We start from the raw sequence: 12,329 nt of genomic DNA on the forward strand, positions 1-12,329 counted from the left end.
CTAGATATGAGTTTTGCGATTTTGGGATTTATTTCTTAGATCAAGGTTAGAGCCACCACTAGGAACTGAGCAAAATTAATGTGGCAGACTACTATTAGGACTAGTATTTGATTTTTGAAATGCACGTAGTGGACCCTCTAGGCTAAAATAGTGCATTAGACCTAGACGTAGGTTGGGTGGAGCGGAGCGCAACCTAACATATATCAGGATGTTGGGTTAGGCAAAGCCTACGCCAAGCAACTGAGGTGATAGACTAGGACTAAAGCCCCCCTTAGCCTCATCCAAGGAGGGGAATAGATCAAGTTTGCTAACGCTGGCTGACAATCGGTTCTGGATATTATTCATCTGACGATGGTAAGCTGAGTAAGGCAATAGCTGGAAAATGCCAGTTTTAAGCAATTCCAGGAACTTAGCGTAAGTTCGTTATTCTTGGCGACTGGGGTTATATACAAAGCAATCAAGTGTCGCAGCAGTTTCCCTAGTATCTGTTAGCTATGGCTGTTTTCCCAATCCTACCAATGATTGGGTAGAGGCAAAAAAGACACTTCATCGAATGCACTGGCGGTTGAGAAAACACTCTAGTTAACAGCTCCCCGATAGATTAGATCCAATTTGCGTTTGCTTGGGCGTAGGCTTTGCCCGCCGTAGGCATCGCTTGTTCAAAGCTAGAACTCGAATTGACATGGTGCTGCACTAGCCGATGTTACATAACATTAGACCTTTCACCTGCTAGCTCTGGCGAAAATTTGGATTCAGGGCAAGGGTGTTTTTTGGAGATGAAGTTAGCCAAAAAGAAAGGGGCAAAAGGCAGCAAAAAGATATGTCTGATGTCAAAAACGCGGCTCTGATCAGAGTATCAAAATCTAAAATAGATATTAAATTGAAGAAAAAACAACGACCATCGACAACCGTCAGTCCATTTTACTTTCTGTAAAGCGTCACCGGGTTGTTACGAGTGCTGAAACACGATTACATGCAAGTTTCCCAGGATCAGCCTATTTATTCTGAAGCTCCACTCCAGCTGTTATTGTTTGTCGATGGACGACCCAAGTCCCGACAACATGTGCAGCGAATACGTGCTTATTTAAAAGAATTGCAGGCTGAGTATAGTTTTGAACTTCAAATTATCGATATTGGGCAACAACCTTACTTAGCTGAACACTTTAAATTGATCGCAACGCCAGCTTTAATCAAGATCCATCCTGAACCACGACAGATTTTAGCTGGGAGTAATATCATAGCGCAATTGAAAAACTGGTGGCCTCGCTGGCAAGCTGCTGTAGACGCCTACTTAAAATTACAGTCAGAGTTCCAGGAACGTCTAGATGATAATGCTAGGACGACATTACCCAAATCCACAATCGGTTCAGTGGCTGTTTCTGCCGAACTAATCCGACTCTCAGACGAAATTTTTAGCTTGAAACAGGAAAAAGATCACCTCCAAGAGCAGCTACATTTTAAAGATCGGGTGATTGCGATGCTGGCACACGATCTTCGTAATCCGTTAACTGCTGCCGCGATCGCCATAGAAACTCTCCAATCTAACTACAATTTAGACACAGGGGAATTCCAACGCCTCAAACCATCTATTACGGCACATTTATTAAAACAAGCCCGGAATCAAACTAAGATTATTGAGCGGATGATTGCCGATCTTTTGCAGGTAGGTTGTGGCAAAGATATAGAGTTTCGTATTGTACCACAAAAAGTCCAGCTAGGTCAACTTTGCTTAGATGTACTGGAAGAATTCGGAGATCGCTACACCGCCAAATCCCAAAAAGTAGAAACAGATATTCCCAATGACTTACCTGATGTATATGCTGACCCAGAACGCATCCGCCAAGTGTTAGTAAATCTGTTGGATAATGCCATCAAATACACCCCAGAATGTGGCAAGATTAGCGTTGCCGGATTGCACCGCACTACCCAAAAAGTTCAGTTTACTATTGGCGATACTGGGCCTGGTATTCCTGTAGAGAATCGCGATCGCATCTTTGAAAACCACTTCCGCCTGCAACGGGATGAAGGTACAGAAGGTTACGGCATTGGTCTTTGTTTATGCCAACGGATCATCCTGGCACATTATGGTCAAATTTGGGTGGACTCTGCCCCCAATAACGGAGCATGGTTCCACTTCACACTCCCAGTTTATCCTTCTTAGGTATTGGGCATTCACAAATGACCAATGAACAATGACTAATGACAAATGACAATTACGAACTTGAGATAAAGCGATCGCGCCCCCCGTTCTTTGCTTGGTAGAGTGCCTTATCTGCCAGCACAATCAAATCTGAAGGTGAGGATTCCCAAGTCGGGACAACAGTCGCAATGCCCATACTGAGGGTGAGATACTGACTCACCGGCGAACCCTCATGAACAATTTGCAAATCTTTGATTCCTGCTTGTATCGCTGCGGCAACGTGAACTGCGCCAAATGCAGGGGTGTATGGCATAATCACAGCAAATTCTTCGCCACCATAACGCGCTACTAAATCCTGATGTTTTTGGGCCTTAAGGCTTAAGAGAGCACCCACCTTTTGTAAAGAGATATCTCCAGCAGGATGGCCATATTTATCATTATAAAATTTAAAAAAGTCGATATCACACAAAATCATTGACAAGGGAGATTCCTTTTGTATGAGATCAATCCACTGATTATTGAGATAATCGTCAAAGCGGCGACGATTTGCCAACTCAGTTAAGCCATCTACATTGGCGAGATGCTGCAAAGATTGGGTTACTGCCTCTAAGTGTTTGTAAAGTTGCGCTTCCTGTACCAGTCGGCTTAACCGATGGCGCAATACAGCGAAGTTAACTGGCTTAGTGACGTAATCAGTCGCCCCTACTTCAAAAGCACGGTTTACGGATTCCTCATCGTCCAAGGATGTGATTATCAATATGGGAGTGCGTTCCCACATCTGGGAGATCACAATATTATTAAGGCGCGAGTCAGTATCAAAGGTTGCAACGGCTGATCTTCTCTGATTCCTGGCAATCTCGCGCAACTGGTGACAGCAGGTAAAGCCATCCATCACAGGCATTACAGCATCTAGCAAAACTATATCCGGTTTAATAGTCTGGTAAGCATCTAAACATTGCTTACCATCATTGACCGCGACCACTCGATATTTTTCTTCTTCCATAATTTTACGTAGCAATACTCGGCTGGTCTTGTCATCATCAGCCACTAGAATCAGTGGTTTTAGGGGAGAAGCAGAAGATGAGCTTATGCCTGACATGAGTTGGCTTCCACTTGAGGGACTATCTTGAAAAAGGCTGTGCAACTCAATCGTATGGGGGCGATCGCTCTTTTCGTCAATGCCCGGATTTGCGATAAAGGTGTGTATGGCTTGGCAATCAACTGTTTTTTGACAATAGACTGCTCAATGTTACTGAGCCAAGCAAGGGGTAGATAACTAAGTTGCATAGACAATCTATAATTGGAACACGAAGGCAATTGTTACCTTTTTGTTCGCCTATGGTGATCTGAGGAAATCTTACTTTTATATTTCCCCATTATTAAAGTGAAATTGCGATTTTTTTGAAAATTGTAAATGCAGACCTTGATTATTGAGTTTTGGACTTAGTTTGGAAACCTAGTCAGACAGGGCAAAGCAATTGCCAAAGTGCGCTCAGAATACAGCTAAACCACATCTATTCTGAGAACCATAGTTTTATAAAAGTAGTGGGAGCATCTTGCTAAGATGCTGGTAGGGTTAGGCAAGACTTCGGCGTGAGCGCTACTTCGACCCTTCTTTACGAGACGCTACGCATAGCTTGCTTCCCGAAGGGTACGACAGGTGTTACCCTAGACACATTTTAGAAACTCTGGATTTATCGGTCAGTGAGTGGCGTTGTCCATCATGTCAGTCCGTGAATGGTCGTGATGATAACGCCGCTAAAATAATTCTTGCAGTCGGGGCATCGACTGTTGAGCTAAGTAATGTAAGTCGGGCAGTGCCTGCAATTGCTGTTTGACCTCAGAATCCCCCGTTTTCTAAACGGGGGAGTATGTCAAAAAATAAATTAAAACCTATTTACCTTCACTAAACCTTGAAAATGCCAGACTCATTAATGTATCAGCAAGATCACTTTGTTGTTCTAGAAACAAATAAATCCGAACAATTTATGACACCATCAGAGTTATTAGAAAAGCTTAAAACAACTCTCCAAAAACTCATAATTCCAGATTTGCCGCCGGACTTGCAAAAGTTTGATACAGTGGAAGCGCAAGCACAATATTTAATCGACACCAGTTGCGAATTAGATATTGCTCCTGGGCAATATTTGCAGTGGTATGCAGTTCGTTTGGAAAAGTAAGTTTTTGGTAAGTAGTTAATAAGAAAATGTGTAAATTCGACGATTCCTTAAAAGTCTGTTAGAGAACTTATAGCAATGCGTAGTTTACCACTGTATGCATCGCCTCTAACTCTCAGATGAAAGGATGCCTACAAGCACTCGTACCAAATCTTCTAAACCTTCAGGAACACGGTAAAGTTTAATATCTTCTGCAACCCGCTTATCTTCTCTATCAAGAGTACCAAATTTCCAGTCATCTCCATTGGTAACTGCTCCATATAAAATAGTTTTTTCATGGTCTAGCGACTGATCAAGAGCGATTAATTCTACTGCTAGCTGTGTAAACCCTCTTCTGATATCTGATTGTTTTGCTTCAATCACCAATAGGGAGTTGGATTTATGTAAGTAATAATCTAAAGTGCCTTTGAGTTTTTCGTTGACATTAATCGGATACTCACTATATAGTTGAGCCTTTGTCTGAGCGCATATTTCAGCAAGAATAGGTGCGATTAAAAATTCCCGTATTGATATCTCAGCGATTGGGTTAAAAAGCTTTATACTACGCTGCAAATAATTTTGTAAAAATTCTAAATAGCTCAGTTCAGCAAAGTATCTTGGTAATTCTAGCTCTGTGCGATCGTAGCTGTAGTCAAACTCAGCCACTATTTCTATTGTTGGGTTGGGCAACAAAAAGTATTGACTAAAAGTATAACTTTGCTCAGATTTTAAAATTCGATATTTGCTCATACTTTTTTCTCGCCTACGAACCACATCGGAGATATTATGACCTCTATAGGACAAGGGGAAAAAGAAAAAACCCCTTTTCCACACGGTTTCAGAGCTAATGATATTATTGACTATTGACTATTAACTCTTTTTCAGTATTGATCAGTGCTAGTTCAATTGTATTTTCAGATAGCTGCGTTATTTCAATCTCCAATCCAGGTCCAAAATAGTTGGTCATTTTTTCCTGCTTTTTTTGCCATACATCAATTGGTATTAGCGGTGAATCAAATTCTAAAATTAGGGCATAGCTTCCATTAACTTCTGTTTCTCGCAACGCTGTGACTATTGGCCGTTCCTGGTCTGTGGGACTCAAACCCAGAAAAGAAAGTGTTGTATCTAAATGAGCATCTTGACCGTAGCGATATCGGGTGATGTCTTTGCGAATTTTATTTTGAGTATCAGTTGCTTGCTGCTGGCGCAGTATCAATGCTGACGGTGACGTAGTTTGGCTAAATGGTACTGGCTTAAGTTCATTGGCTTTCAGCGCTAGCCCTCCCAACAATAGAGGAATGCCGTAAAAAAATCCGACAAGATTGAGTGTGGCATTATTAGCAGCATAGGCGACGAAGCCAATGATGGTTAATATGCCGCCGATAGTTAAACCGAGTGTTCCCAAAGAGATTTGGCGTAGCATGAGTTTAAATTAGTATAAATTATTAATACCTCAGTTTTCTTATCATCGGCTATGACTAACAAATTAGGGAAGAGTATTAACTTAAGTCAGTAAGTATATGGTATAAATATACAAAATACTTAGACCTCTGACTTCTTTAAAAAGTCGGGGATTTATCTCCTGAGCCTTTGATGTTTAATTAGGTTGAGCTACTTAGTACACGTCACCGTAAAAGGGGTTCGGAAATATTCAGACTTGATGTTGGGTTTCACTTTGTTCTACCAACCTAAAAATGATTGAATTCCATACCCTTTTTGTGGTGTTCTGTACTTAGTGCCCCAGAATGTTGGATTTTGAGTTAACTTTAAACTTAAAGGTAGTTAAAGATGGGAAAAAAATAATGGATATACAGACTATAAAAGAACGAATTGTCGCAGTTCAAAGTAAACGCGAGTACTTGTTAAGCCTACTTGAGCAACCAAATCTGGGAACTTTGAGAGTTGACGTAAATCAGGCTTTGGAAGAACTGGATGAATTAATTGATGAATTTAGACGCACCATTCCGGTAGAGTAGAAATTATCAAAAACTGCGTCGGTCTAACCGTCAACTTCAGGCTATACCGACGCTCCTCACTACTATCATCTCCTCTAATGCCCAGAATTTAATTAAGCCGGAGTTGGCGATCGCAACATAGCTGTATTAATTATCCTGCAACTGAAGCATCTCCTGCATGCTGACCTAACTGCCTAACTAAGGCAATAAGTTCACTTGTAGGTACATCTTTCTTGCAAACGTTATCAAAGCTAGACATTGCCTTTGTCCCCGGAAAATTTACGTCTTCCACTGAGGAGTAAGCAAGGATTTGGGTGTTCGGAGATATAGCTTTAATGTGACTAGACGCACTCCAGCCATCCATAACTGGCATTTGTAAATCTAGAACAATTACGTCAGGATGGCAACGTTTAACCATTTCTATAGCTTCTTCACCATTACTGGCTAAACCTACTACTTGCATATTTTCTTGGCAAGAAAAAACCAATTGTAAGGTTAAACGAGTCAGTTCGTGGTCATCAACTACTAGAACACGCAAGGTATAAAGCTCACAGGATAACATTAACATTGAGCGCAAAGACGAAATTATTCAGAATAACCCCTCTAGTTTATGGGAATAAGTGCCAGCACTGACTCTATCCTCTGGTTGAATAAGTTGTGTAAACCCATGACAAATAACTTAGATAACTTCTCAAAAAATTAAAGTTTTCTAAAAAAACTAAGTTGAGCTAGTTGTCAAGGTAGAAGTAACTTATTTTTTAATCAATCAGGTTTGAGGCTACACCAGTTGAACGTAATGCCATATTCATGAGAATTTTTTGTGAATTAGCTTCGGGAGAATCATCATAGGGATGCCGTTGAATGTAAGTGCCATCGGCTTGTAATTCCCACGCTTGGCGATTATCTGCGAGCATAATTCCCATAATTTCTTGCAAATCTTTTGCAATATCAGGGTCTTTCACTGGGGTAATTACTTCCACTCGGCGATCTAGGTTGCGGCGCATCCAGTCGGCACTGCCGATATAGATTTCTTCCTGTGTGTTGTTATGAAAATAAAAAATGCGAGAGTGTTCTAAAAAGCGACCGATAATGCTGATGATGTGAATGTTTTCACTAATGTCTTTGAGTCCTGGGCGTAAACAACAAACGCCCCTGATAATTAAGTCGATTTGTACTCCGGCGCGGGAAGCTTCATATAAAGTGGCGATAATTTCTGGATCGACTAGGGCATTCATTTTGGCAACAATGCGTCCAGAAAATCCATTTTGAACATTTTCGATTTCGCGGTGAATTAGTGCCAAAAAGCGATCGCGCATATTTACAGGTGCAACTAGCAACTCTCGATAAGACTTTTGCAGGGAGTATCCGGTTAAAAAATTAAATAAGTCTGTGATGTCAGCACCCAATTCTTCACGGCAACTGAACAATCCCAAATCTGTATACAGCCGTGCCGTTTTGGGGTTATAGTTACCAGTGCCAATATGCACGTAGCGACGTATGCGGTCTTTTTCCCGGCGTACTACCATGACGGTTTTACTGTGGGTTTTCAGCCCCACTAAACCATAGACAACATGAACTCCAACTCTTTCTAGTCGTTTTGCCCAGTAAATATTATTCTCCTCGTCAAATCGCGCCTTTAATTCCACCAGTACAGATACTTGTTTGCCATTTTCGGCGGCAGCAATTAAGGCGTTGACGATGGGCGAGTCCCCAGAAGTGCGGTAAAGGGTCATCTTGATGGCTAAGACATTCGGATCGTAGGCAGCGTGGGTAATAAAGCGCACCACTGTAGCCGAAAAGGATTGATAGGGATGGTGTACTAGCAAATCCTTTTCCCGAATCACAGCAAAAAAGTCTTTTCCTTCGTCCGTCTCCAGGATATTTGGATCTAAACTCGGTTCCCTGAGTCTTTGCAGGCGTAATGGTACAACGGATTGGCGTGGTGGATCTTTGAGTTCTGGCAATGGCAAGGACATAAAATACATCAAATCCCGCAAGCCCAAAAGACCGTCTACTTCGTAAAGATCACCTTCGGTTAATTCCAAATCATGCAATAATCGCGATCGCACTATTTCAGGAGTCTGGGACTGAATTTCTAGCCGGACTGGACTCCCACCTAGCCGCCGTTTTCGCAGTTCTTGTTCGATGGCTAATAACAAATCATCTGCTTCATCTTCTTCTAAGACCAAATCAGCGTCACGGGTAATGCGGAATGGATGATATTCTTGAATGTTCATCCCTGGAAATAGAGATTCCAAGTTATGAGCGATCGCTTGTTCTAAAGGTACACCAGTCCAGTTAGCAGGTTTGTCGTTTTTCTGATCTCCCAACTCCGGCGGTATCGGTAAAAATCGGGGGAGAACACTGGGGACTTTGACTCTGGCAAAAAATTCTTCTTCTGTGTCTGGGTTTTTGACCACAACAGCCAGATTTAGACTGAGATTAGAAATAAAAGGAAAGGGATGACTAGGATCGACAGCCAGAGGAGTTAAAACTGGAAAGACTTGTTCCTCAAAATAACTGTTGAGATGAGTCCGTTGTTTTTGATTCAAATCTATGTAATCCAGAATATGGATGCCATGATTTACTAGTAGAGGACGAAGTACTTGCTCAAAATGTTGGTGCTGTTTCTTTACATGAGGAGTGAGAGTAGACCTAATATCGTCTAACTGTTGTTGTGGTGTTCGCCCATCGGGAGTTAACAGGGTAACTTTCGCCTCTACTTGTTGCTTTAAACCAGCAACGCGCACCATGAAAAACTCATCCAAATTAGAGTTGAATATTCCCAAAAACTTCAGGCGTTCCAGAAGGGGCGTGCGATCGTCACAGGCTTCATGTAACACCCTGGCATTAAATTCTAACCAGCTTAACTCTCGGTTAAGATAATATTGTGGATCGCTGAGATTGGTGGGAGTAGCGCTTTTTTTAGATTTTGCCATAATGACCTAAGGGCAGGCAGATGTAGCCCATTGAACTGGGGGACAATAAACATAGTAAAGTTAAATGGGGCTTGAGCGGAATGTTCAGGCGATCGCTCCATGAAAGTTCTTAGCAGTTAGTTCTGAGGGATAATCAGCTAGTCGGCACGCGAGATAGCAATAACTTGTCTTGTGAGATTATCAAAAATCAGTCTATTTCACACGAACAGGGATTTTAAGAGTACCAATATCGTAGATTCCAGTTTGTTTAGGAGGAATCTCGAAGCGGATGACATTCTGTTGATTGTTATTCATCTGGAGTTCGTACTTACCAGGCTTAAAACCTTGCAAGGCAAACTTACCCACTTTGTTAGTAAACAAAGTAACCGGCTGCCAATTTGGATCGGAAAGTGACTTTACTTGCGCCGCTTGAAATGCAACAGGTTCTCCGTTTGCGTCTAGCAATACGCCTCTGAGAAAAACAGTAGCTTCTGTACCAATACGAATTAAAGTGCCACTTTTATAACTAGGTAAAGGGTATTGAGCATTGAAGTTTAAGATATACTTGACAAATTAGCTCTTAGTCTTCTCGCTAAAATTAGGTTTTTATTGAGCTATTTCCGACAGCAACCCCCCGCCGTCCTCGAAGAGGCGGCGCGGGGAGTAAGTAGAGCGGCGTGAATAATTCAAGGTTTGTATGTAAGGACTTTAGTCCTAATTTGAGGGCTGTTGGCGAAGCGTTCCCGCAGGGTAGCCCTCTCTACGAGACGCTACGCGAACACTACGAACTCATATCAAGATTTTTTACATTACTTAATCTACTTTGATTTATTCTCACCTACTTACTTATGTCACAATGAACCACGAACATATAAGATTTAGAGAAAACCAGAGCGTAGACGCAAAGCGGCTTGTCGTCAGACATCGTTCTGGCAAATGTTAAGAAATATTTGGGTATTGGATAGCCTTTCAGCAAAAAAATTGTAGGTTGGGTGGAGGCTTTGCGTAACCCAACATCCTGATATATGTTGGGTTGCGCTCCGCTCCACCCAACCTACGTCTAATGCACTCAAAACCACGTCTATCTTGAAACCTGTAGTTCTTCTGTGATCAAGAGGATTTGCCCTCATCCCCAACCTCTTCTCCCAGATTTGGGAGAAGGGGAGCCAGAATTTCAAAGTCCCTCTCCCATATCTGGGAGAGGGATTTAGGGTGAGGGCGAAAACTACGGTTCTCAACTTAGATGAGGTTTAGATAGATAAAGAAAACCAGCTTTTGTATCCTGGCTGTAAATAATAAAAGAGTGTCAAGAAAATCTACTTCGCCACAACTATAATTCTTGACCAAAAATTACACCTCAGCAAAACCACCAAAACTCAAAAATTTAGCTAATGTTTAGTCGTATAAATACTTAATTTAGGGATATTCAATCAAGAAAGTGGAGGAAAGTGGAGGGAAAAAATATGTTTCAGGCTACTCGCCGCCGTCTGGCAATTTGGTACACTGCCGTCACTGCTGTATTACTATTACTGTTTGCCAGTGGCGTTTATTTATACGTTCGTAATACCCTAATTGAGCGGATTGATGATACCCTTAACCATGTAGTGGAAATAGTCGAGCGATCTTTGGTGATTGAGCCAATCAACAACCATGCTGATCGATTCCGCATTAATGTAGAAGCTAGTTTTCGTGACAATACCGGCACTGTAGAAGATGACCACATTGACCTAGAGTGGTTTAGTCCGACTGGTAAGTTACTTTGGTCAACTTTATCCGAACCTTTAAATATTCCCATTCATGCCAACCCAACTGGTGAAACTGTGCGCGTAATCAAGGCAGAGAGTGAAAATTCAAAATTCAAAATTCAAAATTCGCCACTGTTATTACGCCAAGTCACACAACGCGTAGAAGTGGGACGGCAAGTATTAGGATATCTGCGTGTTAGTCATCCCTGGTTTGAAGTCACTAAACCCAGTCGCCAGTTAATTTTTGATTTGGCGCTAGGTATTGGGTTAATGGTGCTTTCTGTCGGCGCAAGTGGCTGGTTTCTTTCGGGTAAAGCGATGGAACCCGTAGATGAGTCTTATCAACGCCTCAAACAATTTACTGCTGATGCTTCTCACGAACTTAGAAGTCCGATTACTTTGATTCAAACAAATGTGCAAGTTGCCCTTGCTGACTTGGATTTAACAGAAGCAGCGACTACTTCTTTGCAGTATCGGCAACAGTTAAAGGTGGTGGAACGGTTAACGCAGCGTTTGGGTAAGTTAGTCAATGACTTATTGTTTTTAGCACGGCAGGATAGTGGTATTAGCAAAGATACTTTTTCAGCTTGTCCGATGGACGCTTTGCTGATGGAGGTGGTTGGAGAACAACAATTGTTAGTCCCTGAAAAAGAAATCGCCCTTTCTTTAGACTTAGTTGATCCTCCCGCATCGGAAACTAGCCCGGAATTACTGGAAAATTGGTTTACCCTTGTGGGCAATTGGGATCAACTGGTGCGGCTGTTCACAAATTTAATTGCTAACGCTTTGCATTACAGTCCAGCAGGTGGACGGGTAAAAGTGGAATTGGCGCGGATAGAGGGAATAAATCGGGTTTCTGGACTACGCTACACCAGCGCCCAATTGCAAGTTAAAGTTAGTGATACCGGAGTTGGAATTCCAGCGTCAGCACTACCACGCTTATTTGATCGCTTTTATCGGGTAGATCCAGCACGTACTCATACAACTGGGAATACAGCAACAGCGATCGCTACTGGTTCAGGATTGGGATTAGCGATCGCTCAAGCTATTGTCGAACATCATCAGGGTCATATTCAAGTTGAAAGTATCCAAGGTTTTGGCACCACATTTATTGTGATTTTACCAATAAATCTTGAGTCTTAATTGGGTAAGAAATATTTGTTTCCTTTGATAGATGTAATATTTCAGTCCACTCAAGCAAACTTTAACTATTAAACAGGAAATTTATTTTCTAGTGGGGTGTTAGGGACTTTTGCAAGAGATCTAATGAAAAATTGAACACCATAATTTAATTTAAGTAGGAAGGCACAATTAAATATAAGATAAAACCTCTGCCTCCGGCTTCCCTCTCCTTAGTAAGGAGAGGGAAGCCGGAGGCAGAGTAAGGTTTTATATTTAATTTGACCCACTTATTT

General features: G+C 41.8%; 11 protein-coding genes and 1 pseudogene. 5 read left to right on the plus strand and 7 right to left on the minus strand.

The window, feature by feature from the left end; all coding sequences use genetic code 11:
* Positions 1 to 955: 955 nt before the first annotated feature.
* Complete coding sequence (locus ACYTXL_RS10015; protein ID WP_461924598.1) at positions 956 to 2,161, plus strand: histidine kinase; 1,206 nt, start codon at positions 956 to 958, stop codon at positions 2,159 to 2,161.
* A 52-nt stretch (positions 2,162 to 2,213) separates the two neighbouring features.
* On the opposite strand, the gene ACYTXL_RS10020 is transcribed toward ACYTXL_RS10015, so the two are convergent.
* Complete coding sequence (locus ACYTXL_RS10020) at positions 2,214 to 3,239, minus strand: GGDEF domain-containing response regulator (RefSeq protein ID WP_461924599.1); 1,026 nt, start codon at positions 3,237 to 3,239, stop codon at positions 2,214 to 2,216.
* A complete protein-coding gene (locus tag ACYTXL_RS10025; protein ID WP_461924600.1) occupies positions 3,227 to 3,427 on the minus strand; it encodes a hypothetical protein in 201 nt (66 codons plus the stop codon). Before ACYTXL_RS10025 ends, ACYTXL_RS10020 begins: the two co-directional genes overlap by 13 nt.
* Positions 3,428 to 3,813: 386 nt before the next feature.
* On the opposite strand from ACYTXL_RS10025, the pseudogene ACYTXL_RS10030 reads away from it, so the two are divergent.
* Positions 3,814 to 3,978, plus strand: a pseudogene (locus ACYTXL_RS10030) (RNA-guided endonuclease InsQ/TnpB family protein); the annotation flags it as partial.
* Between the two features lie 81 nt (positions 3,979 to 4,059).
* Complete coding sequence (locus tag ACYTXL_RS10035) at positions 4,060 to 4,320, plus strand: CRR7 family NDH-1 assembly protein (protein ID WP_461924601.1); 261 nt, start codon at positions 4,060 to 4,062, stop codon at positions 4,318 to 4,320.
* Between the two features lie 105 nt (positions 4,321 to 4,425).
* On the opposite strand, the gene ACYTXL_RS10040 is transcribed toward ACYTXL_RS10035, so the two are convergent.
* A complete protein-coding gene (locus tag ACYTXL_RS10040) occupies positions 4,426 to 5,046 on the minus strand; it encodes a hypothetical protein (protein WP_461924602.1) in 621 nt (206 codons plus the stop codon).
* Between the two features lie 103 nt (positions 5,047 to 5,149).
* A complete protein-coding gene (locus ACYTXL_RS10045) occupies positions 5,150 to 5,719 on the minus strand; it encodes a DUF2854 domain-containing protein (RefSeq protein ID WP_461924603.1) in 570 nt (189 codons plus the stop codon).
* 379 nt (positions 5,720 to 6,098) lie between these two features.
* Here ACYTXL_RS10045 and ACYTXL_RS10050 point away from each other — a divergent pair, with 379 nt between their 5' ends.
* Positions 6,099 to 6,272: a hypothetical protein gene (locus ACYTXL_RS10050; protein ID WP_229463280.1), complete on the plus strand. Its 174-nt coding sequence runs from the start codon at positions 6,099 to 6,101 to the stop codon at positions 6,270 to 6,272.
* A 130-nt stretch (positions 6,273 to 6,402) separates the two neighbouring features.
* Here the strand turns inward: ACYTXL_RS10050 and ACYTXL_RS10055 are convergent, their stop codons facing one another.
* From ACYTXL_RS10055 to ACYTXL_RS10065, 3 genes are all read right to left on the minus strand, one after another.
* Positions 6,403 to 6,819 (minus strand): response regulator, encoded by a 417-nt coding sequence (locus ACYTXL_RS10055; protein ID WP_461924604.1) that lies wholly within the window; start codon positions 6,817 to 6,819, stop codon positions 6,403 to 6,405.
* Positions 6,820 to 7,009: 190 nt separating this feature from the next.
* A complete protein-coding gene (gene ppk1, locus ACYTXL_RS10060) occupies positions 7,010 to 9,190 on the minus strand; it encodes a polyphosphate kinase 1 (protein WP_461924605.1) in 2,181 nt (726 codons plus the stop codon).
* Positions 9,191 to 9,382: 192 nt separating this feature from the next.
* Positions 9,383 to 9,634, minus strand: coding sequence for a hypothetical protein (locus ACYTXL_RS10065; protein ID WP_461924606.1), 252 nt, complete (start codon positions 9,632 to 9,634; stop codon positions 9,383 to 9,385).
* Positions 9,635 to 10,632: 998 nt separating this feature from the next.
* On the opposite strand from ACYTXL_RS10065, the gene ACYTXL_RS10070 reads away from it, so the two are divergent.
* Positions 10,633 to 12,057, plus strand: coding sequence for a sensor histidine kinase (locus tag ACYTXL_RS10070; protein WP_461924607.1), 1,425 nt, complete (start codon positions 10,633 to 10,635; stop codon positions 12,055 to 12,057).
* Positions 12,058 to 12,329 lie beyond the last annotated feature (272 nt).

The sequence above is a fragment of the Nostoc sp. genome, assembly GCF_054880495.1.

What these genes read in the sequence shown, in the direction of transcription:
- ACYTXL_RS10020 (WP_461924599.1), bottom strand. Translation starts at nt 3,239, where the DNA reads ATGTCAGGCATAAGCTCATCTTCTGCTTCTCCCCTAAAACCACTGATT.
- ACYTXL_RS10055 (WP_461924604.1), bottom strand. Translation starts at nt 6,819, where the DNA reads ATGTTAATGTTATCCTGTGAGCTTTATACCTTGCGTGTTCTAGTAGTT.
- ACYTXL_RS10025 (WP_461924600.1), bottom strand. Translation starts at nt 3,427, where the DNA reads ATGCAACTTAGTTATCTACCCCTTGCTTGGCTCAGTAACATTGAGCAG.
- ppk1 (WP_461924605.1), bottom strand. Translation starts at nt 9,190, where the DNA reads ATGGCAAAATCTAAAAAAAGCGCTACTCCCACCAATCTCAGCGATCCA.
- ACYTXL_RS10040 (WP_461924602.1), bottom strand. Translation starts at nt 5,046, where the DNA reads ATGAGCAAATATCGAATTTTAAAATCTGAGCAAAGTTATACTTTTAGT.
- ACYTXL_RS10050 (WP_229463280.1), top strand. Translation starts at nt 6,099, where the DNA reads ATGGATATACAGACTATAAAAGAACGAATTGTCGCAGTTCAAAGTAAA.
- ACYTXL_RS10045 (WP_461924603.1), bottom strand. Translation starts at nt 5,719, where the DNA reads ATGCTACGCCAAATCTCTTTGGGAACACTCGGTTTAACTATCGGCGGC.
- ACYTXL_RS10035 (WP_461924601.1), top strand. Translation starts at nt 4,060, where the DNA reads ATGCCAGACTCATTAATGTATCAGCAAGATCACTTTGTTGTTCTAGAA.
- ACYTXL_RS10070 (WP_461924607.1), top strand. Translation starts at nt 10,633, where the DNA reads ATGTTTCAGGCTACTCGCCGCCGTCTGGCAATTTGGTACACTGCCGTC.